The sequence below is a fragment of the Micromonospora sp. NPDC048930 genome, assembly GCF_043197935.1.
Taxonomy (GTDB): Bacteria; Actinomycetota; Actinomycetes; order Mycobacteriales; family Micromonosporaceae; genus Micromonospora.
The window spans coordinates 103,959-124,734 of the sequence record NZ_JBICUB010000007.1 but is presented as its reverse complement, the minus strand read 5'-3'; the positions used below and the strand labels follow the sequence as shown (position 1 = coordinate 124,734).

At 72.8% G+C, this 20,776-nt stretch carries 22 protein-coding genes; 3 read left to right on the top strand and 19 right to left on the bottom strand.

What is annotated here, in order from left to right; translation table 11 throughout:
- Positions 1–60: 60 nt before the first annotated feature.
- From ACGFI9_RS19715 to ACGFI9_RS19670, 10 genes are all read right to left on the bottom strand, one after another.
- Positions 61–852: a glycerophosphodiester phosphodiesterase gene (locus ACGFI9_RS19715; RefSeq protein WP_393179603.1), complete on the bottom strand. Its 792-nt coding sequence runs from the start codon at positions 850–852 to the stop codon at positions 61–63.
- Positions 853–866: 14 nt separating this feature from the next.
- Complete coding sequence (locus ACGFI9_RS19710) at positions 867–1,202, bottom strand: rhodanese-like domain-containing protein (RefSeq protein ID WP_393179601.1); 336 nt, start codon at positions 1,200–1,202, stop codon at positions 867–869.
- A gap of 29 nt (positions 1,203–1,231) precedes the next feature.
- The gene (locus ACGFI9_RS19705) at positions 1,232–2,167 is read right to left on the bottom strand and encodes an LCP family protein (protein ID WP_393180141.1); all 936 of its coding nucleotides are present in this window, start codon (positions 2,165–2,167) and stop codon (positions 1,232–1,234) included.
- A gap of 188 nt (positions 2,168–2,355) precedes the next feature.
- Positions 2,356–3,570 (bottom strand): LCP family protein, encoded by a 1,215-nt coding sequence (locus ACGFI9_RS19700; RefSeq protein ID WP_393179599.1) that lies wholly within the window; start codon positions 3,568–3,570, stop codon positions 2,356–2,358.
- A 207-nt stretch (positions 3,571–3,777) separates the two neighbouring features.
- Entirely contained in the window at positions 3,778–5,016 is a 1,239-nt protein-coding gene (locus ACGFI9_RS19695) for an LCP family protein (RefSeq protein WP_393179597.1), read from the bottom strand.
- A 74-nt stretch (positions 5,017–5,090) separates the two neighbouring features.
- Positions 5,091–6,071 carry an NAD-dependent epimerase/dehydratase family protein gene (locus tag ACGFI9_RS19690; RefSeq protein ID WP_393179595.1) on the bottom strand — a complete coding sequence of 327 codons (981 nt, stop codon included), beginning with the start codon at positions 6,069–6,071 and terminating at the stop codon, positions 5,091–5,093.
- Between the two features lie 80 nt (positions 6,072–6,151).
- Positions 6,152–7,825 carry a cation acetate symporter gene (locus tag ACGFI9_RS19685; RefSeq protein WP_393179593.1) on the bottom strand — a complete coding sequence of 558 codons (1,674 nt, stop codon included), beginning with the start codon at positions 7,823–7,825 and terminating at the stop codon, positions 6,152–6,154.
- Complete coding sequence (locus ACGFI9_RS19680) at positions 7,803–8,171, bottom strand: DUF485 domain-containing protein (protein WP_393179591.1); 369 nt, start codon at positions 8,169–8,171, stop codon at positions 7,803–7,805. Before ACGFI9_RS19680 ends, ACGFI9_RS19685 begins: the two co-directional genes overlap by 23 nt.
- Positions 8,172–8,330: 159 nt before the next feature.
- The gene (locus ACGFI9_RS19675; RefSeq protein ID WP_393180139.1) at positions 8,331–9,071 is read right to left on the bottom strand and encodes a flavin reductase family protein; all 741 of its coding nucleotides are present in this window, start codon (positions 9,069–9,071) and stop codon (positions 8,331–8,333) included.
- Between the two features lie 92 nt (positions 9,072–9,163).
- Positions 9,164–9,412, bottom strand: coding sequence for a hypothetical protein (locus tag ACGFI9_RS19670; protein ID WP_393179589.1), 249 nt, complete (start codon positions 9,410–9,412; stop codon positions 9,164–9,166).
- Between the two features lie 197 nt (positions 9,413–9,609).
- Here ACGFI9_RS19670 and ACGFI9_RS19665 point away from each other — a divergent pair, with 197 nt between their 5' ends.
- A complete protein-coding gene (locus tag ACGFI9_RS19665; protein ID WP_393179588.1) occupies positions 9,610–10,395 on the top strand; it encodes a Scr1 family TA system antitoxin-like transcriptional regulator in 786 nt (261 codons plus the stop codon).
- A complete protein-coding gene (locus tag ACGFI9_RS19660; protein WP_393179586.1) occupies positions 10,392–10,589 on the top strand; it encodes a DUF397 domain-containing protein in 198 nt (65 codons plus the stop codon). The genes ACGFI9_RS19665 and ACGFI9_RS19660 overlap by 4 nt, the downstream gene beginning before the upstream one ends.
- A gap of 121 nt (positions 10,590–10,710) precedes the next feature.
- Here ACGFI9_RS19660 and ACGFI9_RS19655 read toward each other — a convergent pair whose 3' ends face one another.
- The 8 genes from ACGFI9_RS19655 to ACGFI9_RS19620 all read right to left on the bottom strand — a co-directional run bounded on the left by ACGFI9_RS19655 (position 10,711) and on the right by ACGFI9_RS19620 (position 19,320).
- Positions 10,711–11,196, bottom strand: a complete 486-nt coding sequence (locus tag ACGFI9_RS19655; protein ID WP_393179584.1) for an SRPBCC family protein — start codon at positions 11,194–11,196, stop codon at positions 10,711–10,713.
- Entirely contained in the window at positions 11,196–12,890 is a 1,695-nt protein-coding gene (locus ACGFI9_RS19650) for an ABC transporter permease (protein WP_393179582.1), read from the bottom strand. Before ACGFI9_RS19650 ends, ACGFI9_RS19655 begins: the two co-directional genes overlap by 1 nt.
- Complete coding sequence (locus tag ACGFI9_RS19645; protein ID WP_393179580.1) at positions 12,875–13,639, bottom strand: ABC transporter ATP-binding protein; 765 nt, start codon at positions 13,637–13,639, stop codon at positions 12,875–12,877. Before ACGFI9_RS19645 ends, ACGFI9_RS19650 begins: the two co-directional genes overlap by 16 nt.
- Before the next feature lie 86 nt (positions 13,640–13,725).
- The gene (locus ACGFI9_RS19640) at positions 13,726–15,372 is read right to left on the bottom strand and encodes a cation acetate symporter (protein ID WP_393179579.1); all 1,647 of its coding nucleotides are present in this window, start codon (positions 15,370–15,372) and stop codon (positions 13,726–13,728) included.
- Between the two features lies 1 nt (position 15,373).
- Entirely contained in the window at positions 15,374–15,820 is a 447-nt protein-coding gene (locus ACGFI9_RS19635) for a hypothetical protein (protein ID WP_393179577.1), read from the bottom strand.
- A gap of 31 nt (positions 15,821–15,851) precedes the next feature.
- The gene (locus ACGFI9_RS19630) at positions 15,852–17,576 is read right to left on the bottom strand and encodes a DUF4153 domain-containing protein (RefSeq protein WP_393179575.1); all 1,725 of its coding nucleotides are present in this window, start codon (positions 17,574–17,576) and stop codon (positions 15,852–15,854) included.
- The gene (locus ACGFI9_RS19625) at positions 17,573–18,646 is read right to left on the bottom strand and encodes an ATP-binding protein (RefSeq protein ID WP_393179574.1); all 1,074 of its coding nucleotides are present in this window, start codon (positions 18,644–18,646) and stop codon (positions 17,573–17,575) included. The genes ACGFI9_RS19630 and ACGFI9_RS19625 overlap by 4 nt, the downstream gene beginning before the upstream one ends.
- Entirely contained in the window at positions 18,643–19,320 is a 678-nt protein-coding gene (locus ACGFI9_RS19620) for a response regulator transcription factor (RefSeq protein ID WP_393179572.1), read from the bottom strand. Before ACGFI9_RS19620 ends, ACGFI9_RS19625 begins: the two co-directional genes overlap by 4 nt.
- A gap of 162 nt (positions 19,321–19,482) precedes the next feature.
- Here ACGFI9_RS19620 and ACGFI9_RS19615 point away from each other — a divergent pair, with 162 nt between their 5' ends.
- Positions 19,483–20,034, top strand: a complete 552-nt coding sequence (locus ACGFI9_RS19615) for a Uma2 family endonuclease (RefSeq protein WP_393179570.1) — start codon at positions 19,483–19,485, stop codon at positions 20,032–20,034.
- 22 nt (positions 20,035–20,056) lie between these two features.
- Here ACGFI9_RS19615 and ACGFI9_RS19610 read toward each other — a convergent pair whose 3' ends face one another.
- A complete protein-coding gene (locus tag ACGFI9_RS19610) occupies positions 20,057–20,758 on the bottom strand; it encodes a DUF5701 family protein (protein WP_393179568.1) in 702 nt (233 codons plus the stop codon).
- Positions 20,759–20,776: the final 18 nt, after the last annotated feature.

The window sequence follows — 20,776 nt, the reverse complement described above, 5'->3', positions numbered from 1 at the left end:
CGGTCCCGGGACACCCCCGGCCGGCCGGGCGGGACCGTCCACCGGGCCGGTCGACCAGGCTCAACGGCCCAACCGGGCCAGGGTCCGGGCGGGCCGGTCGGTGATCACGCCGTCCACCCCGGCGGCCAGCACCAGCTCCAGGTCCTCCGGCTCGTTCACCGTCCAGACGTAGACCTGGTTGCCGGCGGCCCGCAGGGCGGGCACGAGCTGCGGCCGGGCCCGGACCAGGCCGATGCCCGGACCGGCGATCCGGGTGCCGAACGGCAGCCGGCCGAGCCGCAGCCAGCGCGGCAGCACCTCCAGCAGCAGCACCGTGGGCAGGCCGGGCGCGAGGTCGTGGATCCGGCGTACGGCCAGGGGGGAGAAGGACATCACCGTCACCTGGACCCGGTCGTCCGGCTTCGGGTCGGCCAGCCCGTACCGGCGCAGCAGGGTGACCAGGCGGCGCTCCACGTCCCGGCCGTACCGGGAGGGGTGCTTGGTCTCGATCAGCAGCCGGACCGGCCGGCCTGCGGCCAGCACCGCGTCGAGCAGCCGTTCCAGGGTGAGCAGCCGGGTGTGCGACTCGTCCAGGGGCTCGTCCCCCTCGGCAGCCACCGCGCCGGGGTGCCAGGAGCCGAAGTCCAGCGCCTCCAGCTCGGCGAGGGTGCGCGCGCTGACCAGCCCGTGACCGTTGCTGGTCCGGTCCAGCCGGCGGTCGTGCACGCAGACCAGGTGCCCGTCCCGGGTGAGCCGGACGTCGCACTCCAGCCCGTCGGCCCCCTCCTCGAGGGCGCGCAGGTACGCGGCGAGGGTGTGCTCCGGCAGGTCGTAGGAGGAACCGCGGTGCGCGAAGACCAGGGGCGTGGTCATGCCGCCGGCGCGCCTCAGGCGACCCGGCCCGGCTGCCCGTCGTCGGTGACCACCGGGCGACCGGCGCCGGCCCAGTCGCCCATCCCGCCCTCGACGTTGCGCACCTGGTCCCAGCCGTTGCGCATGAGGTACGCGACGACCTGCGCGGAGCGCCCGCCGGATCGGCAGATCACCGCCACCTCGCGGTCGTTCGGCACCTCGGCGATCCGGGCGGGCAGCTCGGTCATCGGCAGGTGGTGGGCGGTCGGCGCGTGGCCGGCGGCCCACTCGTCGTCCTCCCGGACGTCGAGCAGGTAGGTGTCGTCGGGCACGGCCGACGCGGGCACGCTGGGAACCTGGGGTCCGAACACGGCTACCAAGCCTAGCCGGGGCGTCCCGGTCACAGCCGATTGACCCAGCGGGGATTGGCGCCGGCCCACTCCGGCAGCCGGGTGTCCCGGAGCGCGTCGAAGAGGCCCCCGCCGCCGTTGTCCAGCACCACGTAGGAGACCTGGTCGATGGTCTGCGGGTACGAGGGCACCCGTACCCCCTGGAGGGCGTCCGCGGGCAGCGAGCGGAGCGCGAAGAGCAGGTCCTCCAGCGGTACGCCGTTGGTGTCCACGGTCAGCGCGCCGCCGACGGCCCGCAGCACCCGGTCCAGCTGGACCGGGTCGTTGCGCAGGTGGGTCTCGCCGGCCTTGTCGAGCACCGCGCGGAGCATCTGCTGCTGGTGCCGCTGCCGGTCGTAGTCGCCGTCGGGCAGGTCGTAGCGCTGGCGGACGTAGTCCAGCGTCCGGGCGCCGTCCATCTGCTGGCAGCCGGGGGTGAAGAGGGTCTTCGTGTGGACCGATCGCACCTCGGTGTCGACGCACATCCGGATCCCGCCGAGCAGGTCGATGACCTGCTTGAACCCGGAGAAGTCGACCAGTGCGGCGCCGTCGAAGCGGATCCCGGTGAGCCGGGTGAGGGTGGCGGAGAGCAGCCGGGCGCCGGCCTCCCCGCCGCCGCCGTGCTCGTACGCCGCGTTGATCTTGTCCTGGCCGCCGCCGTAGCCGGGGGCCGCCGGGATGGCGACGAGCAGGTCGCGCGGGATGGAGATCAGGTACGCCTGCCGCATCCCGGCCGGCACGTGCACGATCAGGATGCTGTCCGAGCGCTGGTCCTCGGGATTGGCGCCGGGCCGGTGGTCCGAGCCGATGAGCAGGTAGTTGAGCGGGCGCGACAGGTCGGTACGCCGCTGCCGGGCCGTGTCGTCGAGCAGTTCCTGCTTGGTCACCGCACGGTCGTACCGGTTGGTGAGCCAGTGCAGCCCGGCGACGCCGAGCGCGGCGAGCAGGACTAGGGCGAGGCCGGCACCGATCAGGAACCGGGTCCAGCGGGCGGGTCGACCCCGCCCGCGTCCGGTCCGTGCCGCCCTGGACGTGACACCCCTCCCCGTGGCCGTACGTGAGACCCGCTCACGTCAGGCTACGGGCCGGGGAGCCCGGCGGTGGCCGCTTCGCCGCAGCTACCGCCGGGTCCGGGTCATTTTCGGGTGGAGAGGACGCCCGGGTTCGCCACCACGAAGTCGGCGAGTTTGTCGTTCTTGACCGCCCGGAACATCTCCATGCTCGTCTCGTTGAGCGTCTCGAACCGCTTGTCGGGCGTCGAGTTGTAGGTGCCGCTGTTGGTGCGCAGGGTGACCAGGTCGTTCCCGGTCACGCCCTTGAGGGTGAAGATGAAGTCGGCGATCGGCACGTTGCCGGTATCCAGGATGAGGGCCTTGCCGGCCGCATCGATCAGCTGCTTCAGCTTGAGCGGGTTGGTCAGCATGCCCTTGTCGGTGGCCTTCTTCGCCATCGCCTTGATCAGCTGCTGCTGGTTCTGCTGGCGGTCGTAGTCGCTGTTCGGCAGACCGTAGCGCTGGCGGGCGTAGTCGAGGGCCTCCCAGCCCTGCATCTCCCGGCAGCCCTTCTTGTGCACCACCGGGGTCATCGGCTTCCCGGTCTTGCGGGCGTCCGCGTTCCACATCGGTTTGCCGTCGACGTACGACATGTGGTGCGACGGCACCTCGTGACTGACGCAGATCCGGACGGTGCCGAGGGCCTCGATGACGTTCTTGAAGCCGCCGAAGTTGATGATCGCGGCGCCGTCGAAGCTGATCCCGGTCATGTTCTTGATGGTCTTGGCCATCAGCCGGGCACCACCCTCCCAGCCGCCGCCCCTCTGCGCGCCGAAGTAGAAGGCCGCGTTGATCTTGTCGACGCCGCCCCGGTAGCCGGACTTCGAGTCCGCCGGGATCTGCGCCTTGGTGTCCCGGGGGACCGAGATCAGGTACGCCTGGTCGTGGCTGGCCGGGATGTGCAGGATGATGATCGTGTCGGAGCGGACGTTGTCCGCCGCCCAGCGCTCGCGGGCGTCCACGCCGAGCAGCAGCATGTCGATCGGGCCGTCCAGGCTGTTGCCACCCTCGGCGTCCGACTTGCCCGCGTCGCCGAGCAGGTCCCGCTGGGCGATGCCGCTGGTGGCCTGATTGATCACCGCCTTGCTGCCGACGATCGCGATACCACTGGTCATCATCAGCACCGCGCCGAAGATCAGGGTGAGCCGGGCCCAGAGCGGGTCCTTCCGCTTTGCCCGCTTCTTTCCTCGACCGGGACCGCGACCGCCCGGGCCGGGCTGGGTGGGAATGACCGGGGGCACCCGCCCGGGTGCTCCGGGATCCAGCGAGTGGGGGCGATGGCTGGTCTGAACCGGCATGCGTGCTCCAGCTCGATGATCGGTGGGCGGGACCACTGTACGTATCAGTTCCCGTCTTGGCGACCTCATCTGCCAGCCATCGCCGGTTAACCCGGCGGACGTCCCGGTGTTGTGACCGAACGTCTGAGTAACAGCAACCGGTCGGCGGTTGGCTCGTTATGGGACAAGCCTTGACCGCCGACCGGTCGGAGGGTTTCACGCGCCGCGTCAGCCGCCGTTGCCCGCGCCGTCCGCCGGCTGATTGGCCTTCACCCAGTCACCCATCGTGTCCGACGCGATGGCCTGGTACATCGCCAGCGCCTTCTCCCGGTCGGAGACCACCACCGACTGGCCGCCGACGTCCTGGCCCCCGAGGTTCGGGCTGGTCAGGAAGGTCAGGTTCTCGCCGCGCAGGTTCCGGAACTCCAGCGCCATGTCGGTGACCGAGAAGTCGTTGTCCACCGTGACCGCGGCGGTGACCGCCTTGAGGAAGTCGTTCAGCTTCTTCGGGTTGCTCAGCGTGCCGGTGCTGGCCGCCTTGTCCATCAGCGCCTTGAGGAACTCCTGCTGGTGGCGCATCCGGGCGAAGTCGCCGTCGGGGAACTGCTTGCGCTGCCGGACCCAGTCCAGGGCCTCGGCGCCGTTCATGTGGTTCAGGCCCTTGGTGAACGTCCGGTACGGCTTGTGGATCGAGGTGATGGTCCGCTCCACCTTCAGGTCCACCCCGCCCAGGGCGTCGGTGACCTCCTTGAAGCCGGCGAAGTCGATCGCCATGACGTGGTCGATCCGGACGTCGGTGAAGCACTCCACGGTCTTCACCGCGAGCGGCAGGCCGCCGAACGCGAAGGCCGCGTTGATCTTGTTGCGCGAGCCGGAGTCGCAGGACGCGCCGGCGTTCTCCGGGATCGGCACGTACAGGTCACGCGGGATGGAGACCAGGTAGGCCGCCTTGTGGTCGGCCGGCACGTGCATGAGGATGATCGTGTCCGACCGCCACTTGCCGGCGGCCTCCACCGAGGCGTCCGGGTCCCGCGAGTCGCTGCCCACCATGAGGATGTTCAGCGCACCGTCGACCTTCTTGGCCGGCCGTCCCCCGGTGATCTCCGAGAAGGGGTCCGTCCGGGCCAGGTCGTTGTTGAGGTTGCGGGCGTAGAGCCAGGCACCCGCCCCGCCGAGCAGCGCGAGCACCAGCACCGCGACGCCGGCGACCAGACCGATCCGTCCCCAGCGCGGGCGGGGACCACGCCGCCCCGGGCCGCCGGCGCCACCGGGCCCGCCCGGGTCAGACGGTCCACCGGGGCCGCCGGGCCCACCGGAGCGCGGCTCGCCGTCGTACGGGGGGTACCAGCGGGCGTCGGTCGCGCGGGCCCGCCCGGGGGTGCCCCGGCCGGGGCCGGGAACGGAGGCGCGGCCCGCGCTCCGGCTCAGGTACGGGAGCGGGGCGCCGGCAGACATGGTCGCTGACATGTAACCGAGGGTAGGTCGACCACACCAGTAGCGCGCTGAGGCGGAACCGGGTGTCAGCCTCCTCCCAGCCGGGCTCAGTACCCTAGCCGCCCGCGGAAGTACTCGATCGTGCGTCGGAGGCCGTCTTCGGGCGCCACGGTGGGTTCGTATCCCAGCAGTTCACGGGCGAGCGTGAGATCGGGGCGGCGCATCTCCGGGTCGTCGGCGGCGCGGGTGATGTAGCTCACCTCCGAGCTGCTTCCGGTGAGTGACACGATCGTCTCGGCGAGTTGCCGCATCGACATCTCGTGCTCGGTGCCGCAGTTGATCGGGCCGGTCTCGGTCGAGTCGAGCAGCAGCAGGATGCCGCGGACCAGGTCGTCGACGTAGCAGATCGAGCGGGTCTGGTTGCCGGTGCCGTGCACCGTGATCGGGTCGCCGCGCAACGCCTGGGAGATGAAGGTCGGGATGGCCCGGCCGTCGTCCGGCCGCATCCGCGGCCCGTACGTGTTGAAGATCCGCACGATCGCCGTGTCGGTGCCGCGGTTGCGGTGGTACGCCATGGTGGCCGCCTCCGAGAAGCGCTTGGCCTCGTCGTAGACGCTCCGGACGCCGATCGGGTTGACGTTGCCCCAGTACGTCTCGCGCTGCGGGTGCTCCTTCGGGTCCCCGTACGCCTCGGAGGTGGAGGCCATCAGGAAGCGGGCGCCGTCGGCGGTGGCCCGGTCCAGCAGGTGCAGGGTGGCCACCGAGCCGACCCGGAGGATCTCCACCGGCAGCTTCTCGAAGTCGGTCGGGCTGGCCGGGGAGGCCATGTGCAGGATCGCGTCGAACCGCTCGGCCATCGCCGGGTGGTCGGTCGGCAGCCCCTCGGAGATGTCCGCCTCGATCAGCGTGAAGGTCGGCGTGCCCAGCAGGTGGGCCACGTTCTCCTTGGCGCCGGTGACGAAGTTGTCCAGCACCACGACCGTGCAGCCGCGCTCGATGAGCCGGTCGACCAGGTGGGACGGCACGAAGCCGGCGCCGCCGGTGACGAGGATCCGGTGTCCGGTGCCGAAACGGGGAGCGACCTTCATACCGGCCAGCCTATAGCGGAAGGAAGGGCCCCCTCTTAACGCCTCGCGTTGTAGAGGGGGCCCTTCTTAACCCACTCGTGTCAGTGTGCGCCCGCGCCGGTGAGCGACCGCACCTCCAGTTCCGCGTACTTCTCCTCGTCGTGCTCCTTGGAGAGCAGCGTGCCGATCCAGCCGCAGAGGAAGCCGAACGGGATGGAGATGATGCCCGGGTTGGACAGCGGGAACCAGTGCCAGTCGTGCTCCGGGAACATGGCCGTCGGCGCCCCGGAGACCACCGGGGAGAAGAAGACCAGCACCACGGCCGCGAGCAGGCCGCCGTAGATCGCCCAGACCGCGCCGGACGTGTTGAACCGCTTCCAGAACAGGCTGTAGAGGATCGCCGGCAGGTTGCCCGAGGCGGCGACCGCGAAGGCCAGCGCCACCAGGAACGCCACGTTCAGGCTCTGCGCGAAGATCGAGAGCACGATCGAGATGGCGCCGATGACCAGGGCGGAGATCCGGGCCACCGTCACCTCCTGGCGTTCGGAGGCCTGCCCGTTCTTGATCACGTTGGCGTAGAAGTCGTGCGCCAGGCTGGACGAGGAGGCCAGGGTCAGGCCGGCGACCACCGCCAGGATGGTGGCGAAGGCGACCGCCGCGATGATCGCCAGCAGGGTCGCGCCGCCCAGGCTGCCGCCGAAGAAGTCCTTGCCCAGCGCCTCCGCGAGCTGCGGCGCGGCGGTGTTGCCGGCCTTGTCCTGCGCGGTGATCGCCTTGCCGCCGACCAGCGCCGCGGCGCCGAAGCCGAGGGCCAGGGTGAGCAGGTAGAAGGTGCCGATGATGCCGATCGCCCAGAGCACGCTCTTCCGGGCCGCCTTGGCGGTCGGCACGGTGTAGAAGCGGATCAGGATGTGCGGCAGGCCGGCGGTGCCGAGCACCAGCGCGATGCCCAGCGAGAGCAGGTCCATCTTGCTGTAGAAGGTCTTCAGCGCGTCGCCGGGTGTCTCGACGCCGTACCGCAGGCCGGGTTCGAGGAAGTTGGCTCCCTTGCCGGAGGCGGAAGCGGCGTCGCCGAGCAGCGAGGACAGGTTGAACTTGTACTTCGCCAGCACCAGCAGCGTCATCACGATCGCGCCGGTCATCAGCAGGAACGCCTTGACGATCTGGACGTACGTGGTGCCCTTCATGCCGCCCACGGTGACGTAGATGATCATCAGGGCGCCGACCAGGATGATCGTGGCCACCTTCGCGGTGTCCGCGTCCATGCCAAGGAAGGTGGTGCCCGGCTTGATGCCGAGCAGCAGGGCGACCAGCGCGCCCGCGCCGACCATCTGGGCCAGCAGGTAGAAGATCGAGACGGTGATGGTGGAGACCGCCGCCGCCGTCCGCACCGGCCGCTGGCGCATCCGGAACGCCAGCACGTCGGCCATCGTGTACCGGCCGGAGTTGCGCAGCAGTTCGGCGACGAGCAGCAACGCCACCAGCCAAGCGACCAGGAAGCCGATCGAGTAGAGGAAGCCGTCGTAGCCGTAGAGGGCGATCAGGCCGGCGATGCCGAGGAAGGACGCGGCCGACATGTAGTCGCCGCCGATCGCCATGCCGTTCTGGAAGCCGGAGAAGGAGCGACCGCCGGCGTAGAAGTCGGTGGCGGTCTTGGTCTGCCGGCTGGCCCACACGGTGATGGCCAGGGTGATCGCGACGAAGATCAGGAAGAGCGTGATGGTCAGGTTGCGGGCGGTGGTGCCGCTCGCCTCAGCCGCGAGGACCGTGTTCATGGGTCACCTCCCCGATCTCGGCGCGGATCCGGTCGGCGACCGGGTCGATCTTCCGGTCGGCGAACCGGGCGTAGAGCCAGGCGATGACGAACGTCGAGACGAACTGGAGCAGGCCGAAGACCAGGGCGACGTTGATGTTGCCGAAGAGCTTCGTGCCCATGAAGCCCCGCGCGTACGCGGAGAGGATGACGTAGAGCGCGTACCACAGGAAGAACGCGACGGTCATCGGGAAGATGAAGCCGCGCAGCGCGCGCCGCAACCCGGCGAACTCGTCCGACCGTTGTACGGCGAGGTACCGCTCCGCCGCGGACTCGGCCGGAGCGGACGCGGGTGTGTCCGTGGACATCTGTGGATCACCACCTTCGCAGGCGTCGGGGATTTTCGCGCACGGTAAAGAGCGCGCTCCCAGCCCGGGAAGACGCAGATCGACCCCGGCGACCCGCTGCGCCGAACGGTCGCCCCGCTGCGCCGAGTGACCCAGGTCACTCCGCTGAACGGTAGCTGTTCAATTCGTGAGTTCGCGGTACCGGCCCCGGTAGTGCAGCAGCGGGTCGGTCTCCTCGGCCAGGTCGACCGCCTCGATGGTGGCCTCGACCAGCAGGCCCCAGCCGTACTCCCGGGCGGTGTCGAGCCGGCAGCCGGCCCACCCGCCGGCGTCCGACGGCACCGGCCCGTACGGCGTCTCGGTCCAGGAGCCGGTCGCGAAGAGCCCCCCGGGCGACGGGAAGAGGCCGGCGAAGCGGTCGGCGAGCTGCCGGTGCGGCGGGCCGAGCGGCGCGACCGCGAACCGGCCCGCCGCCTCGACGGCCGCCCACAGGTCCGACTCCGGGTCGATCAGTCCGAGCAGCCGGTCCGGCTCCCCCTCGGCGACGAGCGTGGACGAGACGGTCAGCCCGGCCGGCCCGGGCGCGGTCCAGAGCGTCACCGGGGCGGCCAGCCGGCCACGCAGCCGACGTACCGGCGAGCGCTGCCCGGCCGGCACGGCGAACGGGTCGGTGTGGTGGATCTCGGCGCCCGGCTCATGATTCACGTGAAACATTGTGCCGCTCCGCCCCCGCGCCCAGCCCAGGAAGCGGCCGTGCAGGTCGGGGGCGTGGCGAAGCTGCTCGTGCGCCTCCGCCAGCAGCCCGCCCAGATACACCAGCAGCGCCGTCCGGTCGTGCCGGTACTCGACCAGCAGGGCGAGCCGGGCCGGCTGGCACGGCCACGGCGCCCCGCACGCCCGGCACCGCCACGACGGCCGCATCGCCAGATGCTCGCCCAGGACGCGGCCCATTCGCGATCTTGGAAGGAAACGGCCTCTGGAGGGGCCACTTCCGTCCAAGATCTCTCCGTCCGTCACCAGTGGCCGCCGTTCGCGCGCCACGCCTGCGCCGGGGTCAGCCAACCGGCCCGGCCGGGTCTCGGGAAGGCCACCGTCGGGTGGGTCGCCCAGGTCGGTGCGGCGTTCGGCCGGGGTGGGCCCGGCGCGGCGTCGGGGGGCGGTGGGCTGACCTTCCGGTACGACGGCGCGGTGGCCGTCGAGGTCGGCCCGCTCCTCCGGTACGAGTGCCTGCCGGCGTTCCTGCGGCGGAACAGGGCGAACATCCGGTGCCTCCTCTGCTCGGAAGGGGGCGCCCCGGCCGGGGGAATTGGCCGGGGCGCCCCGTCGCAGGACCGGCCGCCGGGTCGTCGCCTCCACCAGCCGGGCCGCGTGTCTCCACCCTGGACTCGGGCGCGCGGACAGGGGAGGATGCCAGGGCTTACTACGCAGCGCGGTCGCGTACTTACCGGAGAGGTAAGGGATGGACATCGAGATGTGGATCCGGGCGCTCAAGGCCGCTCGGGCCGGCGCGGACGTCTCCCAGGAAGGGCTGGCCGCCCTGATCAAGTGGAGTCCGTCCACGGTCGCCGCGATCGAGACCGGCCGCCGCCGGCCGACCATGGAGTTCGCCGTCGCCGCCGACCAGGCCCTCGGCACCGGCGGGCTCCTCGCCGAGCTGCTCAAGGCGACCGACCGGGAGCGCGGACCGTCGTGGTTCGTGCCCTGGCGCGGCTACGAACAGCAGGCAACCCGGCTCCGCGCCTTCGAGGCTTGCCTGGTGCCAGGTCTGCTCCAGACCGAGGAGTACGCCCGCGCCGTCATCTCCACGGGCGGCCTGCACCCACCGGCGACAGTGGACGAGCTGGTGGCCGTTCGCATGGAGCGCCAACAGCTGCTGCACCGGGACCAGCCACCGCACTGCGTCTTCCTCCTGGACGAGACCGCCGTGCGTCGCCCGGTGGGCGGACCGGCGGTGCTCGACGCCCAACTCGGGCGGCTGTTGGAGGTCGCCGAGGTTCCAGCCGTGCGACTGCACGTCATTCCGCTGGCTGTCGGACAGCATGTGGGCCTCGGCGGTGGCTTCGTGCTGGCCGAGTTGCCGGACGCCGAGCGGGTTCTCTACCTGGAGAATGCCGTGCGGGGACACGTCGTCGACGACCCGGAGACGATCGGTCTGATCGAGCGGAAGTGGGATAGCCTCCTCGGCGAAGCGCTGTCCACCAGCGCTTCCGTGGATTTCATCCGCAAGCTGAAGGTGACGCCATGACCATTCTCGAACCGCGCTGGCGCACTTCGTCCCGATCGACCGACTCCGGTGGCAACTGCGTCGAGGTGGCGGGGAATCTGCCCGGGGTGGTGCTGGTCCGGGACAGCAAGGACCGGTCCGGCCCGACGCTCACCTTCACCCCGGACGCCTGGCGCGGCTTCCTCGGATCCGTCCCGTCCAGCCGGGCGGGTTGACCGGAGGTCCCGTCAAGGTCGCGCTCGAACCTGGATGTAGTGCCCTCGCGCCGAGGTGGAGGCCACTACATCCAGGTTCGAGCGCGACCTTGAGAGGCGGTGCGCGACGCCGGGCGAAGGGTCAGGTGAGCACGCGGCGGGCGGCGGCCAGCACCTCCGGGTCGGCGCAACCGGCGGCGTAGCCGGCGATCCGGCGGCGGATGTCCCGGCCGAGCAGCCAGACCCCGATCCGCTCGGTGAGCGGGCGCAGCAGGGCCGGCCGGCAACGGAAGTTGTACCGCCAGGTGGCGACGGTCGTCCCCGGCTCCGGGCCGGGCGCGAACCGCCAGCCGCCGCCGAACCGCTCGAAGAACCACGGCCCCCGCACCATCTTCATGCCCACGTTGCTCGGCGGCGCGTACGAGACGTACTCGCTGACCATCGTGAGGCCGTGCCGGGACCGGGTGAAGGTGCGTACGCCCTTTCCCGGACGGGTGGCCCCGCCCTCGAAGTGCTGCTCGCGGACGAACGGATCCCAGCGGTAGCGCACCGGCGCCACGGTCTGCGACACCGCGAAGGCCAGTTCCGGGGGCACCGGGACGGTGGTCACCGCCTCGACGACGGGCATCAGCGCCTCGGCGTGACGCTGGCCAGCAGCTCCGGCTGGCGTCGGTCCAGCACGTCCCCGGCCAGGTACGACCCGAGCAGCGCCGCGCCCACCCCGTACGCCAGACCGACCGGCAGGGCCAGCCAGAGCCAGACGTCGCCGAGCAGCGCGGCGGCCACCACCACCGGAGTCGCGGCCAGCCCCGAGGCGACCATGGAGAGCAGGGTGAGCAGTCCCTTCGCCACCCCGGTACCGCTGTTCATCGCGAACGGGTTGCTCGTCTCCGGCAGCGCGTACCCGCCGAGCACCGCGACGAAGGCGTTCACCGCCAGCCCGCAGCCGTACGCGGCGACCAGCCCGCCGGCCGTCACCCCGAGCCAGCCGGGCCGCCCGAGCAGGACGGCCAGGATGACCGCGACCGTGCCGAGCAGCGGCGCCACGTAGAGCGAGAACGCGGTCATCCGGGCCCGCAGCTCCAGCCGGCCCGGCACCCCGGCCACCAGGTTCGCCGCGTACGCGCTGCCGTCGAAGCCGAACTGGTTGGCCAGGGTCATCGAGGCGAGCACCCCGACGAAGACCATGGAGAGGCTGACCAGCACCGGCGAGGAGTTGGCCGTGGCCTCGCCGAACGCCTCCCCGCCGTCCACGGCCAGCCGGGAGCCGCCCAGGTTGACCATCACCGGCACGAAGACACCCACCACCGCGATGGTGATCAGGTTGGCCCGCCGCCGGGCGTCCCGCCACCAGTAGCGGCACTCCCGGGCGACCAGCGCGCCGAACCGGTCCCGTCGCGCCCAGCCGACCGCCCGGGGAAAGAGCTGGGCGACCGGCCCACCGGCCGGTCCGCGTCGCTGCCGGGACGGGCCGGCGCTGGCCGCGCCCACCATCGCCGACTCCAGCGTTCGCGACCACCAGACCAGCAGCGCCGCGATGGCCGCCCCGGTGATCAGCAGCTTGACCACGGCCGCCCACGGGCGGCCCTCGGCCACCTCGACCCCGGCGGTCCACGGCGCCCCGAACGGGGTCCAGCCGACCACCCGGGCCACCCCGGTCAGCCGGTCCCAGTCGGCGCGGCGGACCGCCGCGAGCACCGCGATCTGCACCGGTCCGATCAGTGCGGCGAGGACCGCGAGCAGGACGGCCGCCAGGTCGCGGACCCGGCGGGACCGGAGCATGGTGGCGAACGCGTTGGTCACCGCGCGGGCGGCGGCCACGCAGAGCAACAACCCGCCGACGATCCCGACGACCGCGACCAGGACGGCCGGCCACCCGCCGAGCGCCCCGGCGCCGACCACCAGCCCGGACACCGCGACCAGCGTCGCCAGCAGCGGGACACTGACCAGCGCGGCGGCGAACAGGCCGGTGACCAGGGTGCGGCGGGGCAGCGGGAGCAGGGCGAACCGGGCCGGGTCCAGGGTCTCGTCCACGCCGAAGAAGACCAGCGGCAGCAGCAGCCAGCCGAGCACCAGCAGCCCACCGCCGAACGCGGCGGTCAGCAGGGCGAAGCGCGGCTCGTCGGCCAGGCCGGGGGCGGCGAGGGCGAAGAAGGCGCCGACGGCGACCCAGAGCCCGAACAGCACACCCACCACGAAGAGGGCGATCCGCCAGCCCTGGCCGCGGAAGTTGTTGCCCATCACCCGCAGCTTGAGCCGGACGAAGTGCCGGGCGGAGACCCGCCGCGCCGGCCGGTCCGGCGTGCTCACCGGGACAGCCACGACAGCTCCTCACCCGTCGCGGTCCGCCCGCCGACCACCTCGACGAAGACCTCCTCCAGGGAGCGGTCGCCGCGCACCTCGTCGAGCGTGCCCACCCGGGTGATCCGGCCCTGCGCCAGGATCGCCACGTGCGAGCAGAGCCGCTCGACCACCTCCATGACGTGGCTGGAGAAGACCACGGTGCCGCCGCCCACCACGTACCGGTGCAGGATGTCCCGGATCAGCGCCGCCGAGACCGGGTCGACCGCCTCGAACGGCTCGTCGAGCACCAGCAGCCGGGGACCGTGCAGCAGCGCGCAGGCCAGGCCGATCTTCTTCTTCATGCCCGCCGAGTAGTCGACCACCAGGGTGCGCCCGGCGTCGGTGAGCGCCAGCACGTCCAGCAGCTCCGCCGCCCGCTGGTCGACCACCGCCGGGTCCATGCCGCGCAGCAGACCGTGGTACGCCAGCAGCTCCGCCCCGCTGAGCCGGTCGAAGAGCCGGACCCCGTCGGGCATCACGCCGAGCAGGCCCTTGGCCCGCACCGGATCGGCCCACACGTCGTACCCGAGCACCCGGGCCTGGCCGGCGTCGGGCCGCAGCAGGCCGACGGCCATGGAGAGGGTGGTCGTCTTGCCGGCCCCGTTCGGGCCGAGCAGCCCGTAGAACGAGCCGGTCGGCACGTCCAGGTCGACCCCGGCGACCGCCACCTTGGTGTCGAACCGCTTGGCCAGGCCCCGGAGGGACAGTGCGGGGTGCTGATCGGTCATGCCCCGAACCTAGCCCGGTCGTACCAGTGGGCTGTCCGGCTGGAGGATGATCTCCAGTCATCCCCCAGCCGTACGCGATCGGCGGCTCACCTGGACAGGCGCAGCGTCTCCGGGGCGTGCAGGCGCAGCATGGTCACGCCGACGTCGGCGGGGAGCCGGCGCCGGGTGGCCATCGACACCGCCACCATCACGGTGAACGCCAGCGGCACCGTCCACGCCGCCGGCTGGGTGGTCAGCGTGGCCGGCCAGCCGCTCAGCGGCGGCCCGAGCACCGTGACCAGCACCGCGCCGACCGCGGCCCCGCCGCCGACCAGCACCCCGGCGGCGGCGCCCAGGTCGGTCAGCCCGCGCCACCAGATGCCCAGCACCAGCAGCGGGCAGAAGCTCGACGCGGCCACCGCGAAGGCCAGCCCCACCACCTGCGAGACGTCCAGGCCGGAGACGTTCAGCGCGAGCACCGCGGGCACCCCGCCGGCGATCACCGTGGCCAGCCGGAAGCCGCGTACCGAGCCGCGGCCGAGCACGTCCGTGGAGATCACCCCGGCGACGCTGGTGAGCAGCCCGGACGAGGTGGAGAGGAAGGCCGCGAAGGCCCCGGCCGCGACCAGGGCGGCGAGTAGCCGGGCCACCGTGCCGCCGCCGAGCGCCGCCTCGGGCAGCAGCACCACCACCGCGTCGGTCTGCCCGGTCACCAGCAGTTGCGGCGTGTAGATCCGGCCCAGCACGCCGTAGATCGTGGGCAGCAGGTAGAAGAGGCCGACCAGGGCCAGCACCACCAGGGTGGTGCGGCGGGCCGCGGCGCCGTCCGGGTTGGTGTAGAAGCGCACGAGTACGTGCGGCAGGCCCATGGTGCCGAGGAAGGTCGCCAGGATCAGCGAGTACGTGGCGAACAGTCCCCGGTCGTCGTCCCCGGCGGTGTCCGGCAGCAGCCAGTCCGCCGCCTCGGTGGCCGTACCGGAGACCTCGGGGACCGGGTCCCCGGCCGCGAAGTCGAGGCGGTCGCCGGGGCGTACCTCCCGGACGTCGCCGCCGGGGAAGGTGAGGGTCGCGGGGTGCTCGACCACGACGGTGACCGCGGTCCGGAACGCCGGCCCGTCGGGCGGGGTCACCGCCGGGCGGGCGTCGGCCTGCCACTGCAACGCCAGGAAGATCGCGGGTACGGCGAGCGCGGTCAGCTTCAACCAGTACTGGAACGCCTGGACGAAGGTGATCGCCCGCATGCCGCCCAGCGCCACGTTCGCGGTCACCACCACCGCGACCAGCAGCGCCCCCACCGGGTACGGCGAGCCGGCGACCGTGGCCAGGGTCAGGCCCGCGCCCTGGAGCTGCGGCACCAGGTAGAGCCAGCCGATGAAGATCACGAAGACGGTGGCCAGCGTGCGCAGCCGCCGCGAGCCGAGCCGCACCTCGCAGAAGTCCGGCAGGGTGAACGCCCCGGAGCGGCGCAGCGGCGCCGCCACGAAGAGCAGCAGGGCCAGGTAGCCGGCGGCGAAGCCGACCGGGTACCAGAGCACGTCCACGCCGTACTTGAGGATCAGCCCGGCCACGCCCAGGAAGCTCGCCGCCGACAGGTACTCCCCGCCGATCGCGGCGGCGTTCCAGGTCGGGCTGACCGCGCGGGAGGCGACCAGGAAGTCGGAGGTGGTCCGGGCCAGCCGCAGCCCGTAGAAGCCGATCCCGACGGTGACCAGGGTGACCACCACGATCGCCGGGACGACGTACCCGTTGCCCATCTCAGCGCTCCGGCCGCTGGACCAGGTCGGTGAAGTCCTGCTCGTTCCGTTCCGCCAGCCGCACGTACGCCCAGCCCACCACGATCAGGAACGGGAAGGCGACCACCCCGAGCAGCAGCCACGGCAGGTTGATCCCGAACACGGTGAGACGCCCGACCGAGGGTGCGATCGCGAAGAGCCAGGGCAGGCCGCCCAGCCCGATCAGCACCAGCAGGCTGAGCCGCAGCGCCAGGGTGAGCTGGGCCCGGACCAGCCCCTGGACCAGCGTCTCGCCGACCCGGGTCTGCTGGGTCAGCTCGGAGCGGGTCCGGTCCGCCCGGCTGGCCGGGCGGGACACCTCGGCCAGCACGATCCGGGTCCGCCGGGGCGGCTGCGGGAGGCGCGGGCCAGGGACCGGAGCGGCCGCGCCGGCCCGCTCCGGGGCGTCCTGCTCCTCGCCTCCGGTCATCCCCGGCAGTCTCGCCTGATCAGCGGGAATGTCAAGGGCAGGAAGCCGCGGCGACGGTGGTCGGGTCCGCGCCGAGCACCGCCCGGGCCTGCGCCCGGCCCGCGTTCGCGGCCCGCCAGCCGTCCGCCGGCAGCTCGGCGGCGATCTCCCGGAGCGCGCAGGAGCGCAGCGGCTCCGGCAGCCGATCCAGGGCCGGTACGGCGTCCGCCGAGAGCCGGGACAGGTACTCGACGTCCAGCCGGTCGATCCGCTGCCACCGGTCGACGTTCCGCTCGGCGATCAGCCGGTCCGGGTTGACCACGGCGAGCCCGAGCAGGGCGACCACCCCGGCGCCCAGCACCAGCCGGGGCAGCCAGGCGCCCCGGAGCCGGACGGTGGCCACCCCGACCAGCAGGAAGAGCAGTCCCAACCAGAGCTCCACGGTCGCCACCACCAGGCGCAGCCGGGTCGCCCCGTACGCGTCGGTGTAGACCTGCATCCGGTATTGCGCCGAGGCCACGATCACCAGGCTCAGCGCGGTCAGCCCGCCGATCAGCAGCCGGATCAGGGCCCGGTCGGCGCGGGTGCGCCGGGGCGCCCAACGCAGCGCGCCGGCGATCACCAGCAGGGTCAGCGCGGAGACCGCGAGCAGCTGCCAGAACCCGCTGCGGGCGTACTCGGCGTAGGTCAGCCCGGCGGTGCGCAGCACGTGCCCCGAGCCGCCGAAGAGCACGGTCAGCTGCACCAGCACGAAGGCGGCGAAGAGCGCGTCGAGCAGGGCCAGCGGCAGCACCCACTCCAGGCGCCGGACCGCCCGGGCCGTCCCGGCCCGCAGCTCCAGGTCGGGCGGCGCGGCCAGCAGGTACGCCCCACCGAGCAGCACCGCCCCGACCAGCAGCAGGCGGACCACCCAGCCGAACACGCCCGGCGTGGAGACGTCGGGCAGCGCCTCGGCCACCAGATCCGCGAAGACCGCGTCGGCCGAGGCGAAGAGCAGCCCGAACAGGAGCAGCAGCACGACGGTGACCGCGACGCTGACCAGGCTCCGTCCCACGCTCGGGCCGCCCGGCCGGGGCCGGGGCAGCCCCCGGGCCGCCCAGGGCAGCGCCCGCAGGGTGGCGACCGGCGGGAGCAGGCCGGCCGTCAGCAGGCCCAGCGGGGTACGCCCGCCGGTCACGGCGAGCGAGGCGGTGCCGGCGGCGGCGAGCAGGCAGAGCGCGAAGAGCCAGCCGGCGGCGCGTACCGTGCCGACCCCGACCAGGGCGACGGTCGCGACCGCCCAGACCAGCCGGGCCACCCGCCCCGACGCCCCCGTGGCGTCGGGACGGGCGGTCGCGGTGGTGCCGCTCTCCTCGGGTACGCCCACTGCCGGCGACCCGGCCGCTGCGGGCCGCCGCGGCCCGGCGTCCTGCGGCGCGGTGGACTGTGGCCCGGTGGCCTGCGGCGTCGGGATCACCGGAGCGGACGGTGCCGGCCGGGGGCGGGCGACGGCGGCCGTGCCGAGGGCGACGGCTCCGGCCACCGTGGCGACCAGCCAACCCAGCCCCGGCCGGTCCAGCGGCACCACCGAGGCGCTCACCCCGGCGGCCACCGCCACCGCGCCGAGCACCACGGGCGGGACCGCCCCGGTCGCCCCCGGCCAGCGCCGCTCCCAGGCGGTGGGCTGCGGTGCCGGGCGGGCGACGGGCGGCGGGGCCGCGTACGGATGCGGGCCGGCGGGATGGGGCAGCACCAGCCGGGGGTCGACGGGCGGTCGGGGCGGGGGCGCGGTCGTCATGCTGCCTCTCCTCGGGCGGGCTCGGTACGCGGAAGGGTGACCTCGATGCGGCAGCCGGCGCGGGTGCCCGGTGCCCGGGCGGGCGGGTCGGCGACCCGGATGGTGCCGCCGTGCAGTTCGACCACCCAGCGGGCGATGGCCAGGCCCAGCCCGGTCCCGCCCCCGGCGGCCCGCTCGCCCCGGGTGAACCGTTCGAACACCCGGGACCGCTCGGCCGCCGGGATGCCGTCGCCCTCGTCGGTCACCTCGACGTGCAGCTGCCCGGCCCGCTCCTCGGCGGCGACCAGCACCGTCCCGCCGGGTGGGCTGTGCCGGGCGGCGTTGTCGAGCAGGTTGGCGAAGACCTGGTGCAGCCGCCCCGGGTCGGCGTGCACGGCCAGCGGCGCGGGCAGTGGCCGGAGCCGGAAGTGGACGTCCTGCCCGGTGCCGGCGGCGGTCGCGGCGGCGTGTTCCACCGCCTCGTCGAGGAAGTCGGCGACGTCGATCCGGACCCGGCGCAGCGGGACCACCCCGGCGTCGAGCCGGGACAGGTCGAGCAGGTCGGCGACGAGGTGCCCGAGCCGCTCGGTCTGGGCGAGCGCGGCGCGCAGCGCCGCCGGTTCGGGGGTGGCCACCCCGTCGACCAGGTTCTCCAGCACGCCCTGCAACGCGGTGATCGGCGTACGCAGCTCGTGCGAGACGTTCGCGATCAGCTCGCGCCGGCGCTGGTCGGCGGCGGCCAGGTCGGCGGCCATCTTGTTGAACGCGTGGGCCAGCTCGCCCACCTCGTCCCGGGAGGTGGCCCGGACCCGGCGGGTGTAGTCACCCCGGGCCATCGCCCCGGCCGCGGCGGTCATCTCCCGCAGCGGCGAGGTCATGCCGTGCGCCAGCACCTGCGCGGTGAGCAGGGCGATGGCGATGGCGGTGAGCGAGGTGCCCGGCGGGAGCCAGCCGATGCCCCACCAGAAGTAGGCGACGGCGACGGCCCAGGAGGCGACCAGCAGGACGCCGAGCTTCATCTTGATCGAGCGGACCGGGTCCAGCGGGCGGGGCAGGTGATCGTTCAGCCAGTCCACCAGACGGCCGGTCACGCCGGGACCTCCAGCGCGTACCCGACGCCGTGCACCGTCCGGATCAGGTCCGCGCCGAGCTTGCGTCGCAGCGCCTTGACGTGGCTGTCGACGGTACGGGTGCCGGAGCCCTCCGCCCAGCCCCAGACGTCCGCGAGCAGCCGTTCCCGGGGCAGCACCGTGCGCGGCCGACCGGCCAGGTGCACCAGCAGGTCGAACTCGGTGGGCGTCAGGTGCACCTCGACGCCGCCCTTGGCCACCCGCCGCTCGTCCGGGCTGATCTCGATGTCGCCCAGCCTCAGCGTGGCCGGCGCGGTCGTGGTGGCGCGTTCCACCCGTCGCAGCAGCACGTGCACCCGGGCCGCCAGCTCCCGCATCGAGAACGGCTTGGTCAGGTAGTCGTCGGCGCCGACGGCGAGCCCGACCAACAGGTCCGTCTCGTCGTCGCGGGCGGTGAGCATCAGCACCGGCACCGGCCGGTCGGCCTGGATCCGCCGGCACACCTCCAGCCCGTCGAAGCCGGGCAGCATCACGTCGAGGACGACGAGATCGTGCTGACCGGCCCGGAACTTCTCGACGGCGCTCGGACCGTCCCCGGCGATGTCCACGGCGAAGCCCTCCGCGCGGAGGCGGGCGGCGACCGACTCGGCGATGGTCCGTTCGTCCTCGACCACCAGTACCCGGCGTTCCTTCATGGCGTCCGACTGTAGGGACCGGCCGTGGAGATCGGTGGCGCGCGTTGTGAACAACCTGTGGAGAACGCGTCACTCCTGTGGATAACCCGGTGGATGACGGCCGGGTCGTTGTGGACAACCGGGCTGGATGTCAGGGTTGGCCGGTAGAGAGGAGGTGTGACGGTGATCAGCCCAGCTCGGCCCGGCGACGGCGGAGCCTGGACGGTGGACGACCTCCAGGACCTTCCCGAGGACGGCCAGGACTACGAGATCTTCGACGGGAGCCTGCTCGTGTCCCCTCATGCGGACGTCTTCCACGGGGCGGTCGCCAATCGCCTCCGGCGGCTCCTCGACCGGCAGGCGCCGCCCGGTCTGCTTGTCGGGCAGGACATCGGGGTCAGCGCGAAACGCTCCTCCTACTTCGTCCCGGATCTCTTCGTGGCGCGGGAGGACGCCCTGGACCGGGGTGGGCCAGCGCTGGCGCCGGCCGACGTGCTCCTCGTGGTGGAGGTCGTCTCGCCCGGCAACGCCGGTCGCGACCTGGTGCTCAAACGCCATGAGTACGGCGTGGCCGGGATACCCCACTACTGGCTGGTCGAGCCCCGCAAGCAGACCCTGACCGTGCTGGAGCACGTCGGCACCGGCTACCGGGAGGCCGAGGTTCTCTCCGCCGCGGACGTCTTCCGGACGGATCACCCGTTCCCGCTCGTCCTGTCGCTCGCCGACATCTTCTGAGCGGGCGGCACTGAGCCGGGGCTCACTCGAGGCCGACCCGGACCGGGTGGGCGGTGGCCGAACCGAGCCAGGTGTGCGGGTTGCCGTACCAGCACCAGCCGAGCTTCGGCGCGCCCTGGCTGATCCAGAGCGCCGGCACCCGCCTGTCGCCGCAGCGCGAACCGACCAGCGAGAAGCACCGGTTGCTGGCCAGCGCCGGCGGGTGCAGCGTGATGAAGGCCAGCCCTTCGTCGATGGTGAGCGGCAGCCGGCCCTGCGCGGTCATCTCCTCCAGGGCGGTGGACGGGGGCAGGTTCCTGTACTCCTCGCCGCGGTCCACGTCGAAGAGCAGGTATGCCGGCCCGGCCGGCACCTCCAGTTCCTTGATCGGGTGGAACGTCGGCAGGTCGCCGTCGGCGAAGTGCCGGTCGAGGAAGCCGGGCTTGCGCTTGCCGGCGAGGGTGGTCAGCGCCAGCCGGGCCTCGACGGGCACCAGTTCACGGGTGACCACCAGCAGGAACGGGACCCGGGCCTCGGTCGGGGCGGACAGTTCGGGCGTGGGCCGGCCCGGGGTCGCCGGCGGCCCGGCGAGGGCGGCGGCGCGCAGCGGGGCGACCAGTTCGCGGAATTCCTCCTCGGTGCGCCCGGCCAGCGCCGGGTAGCCGAGGCGGAGCAGGGTGTCGACCTGGCGGTCGAACTCGGCGGCGGCGTCGAAGGGAGCGGCGACGGACGGTGAAGCGGGCACGGGGACCTCCACGATTGT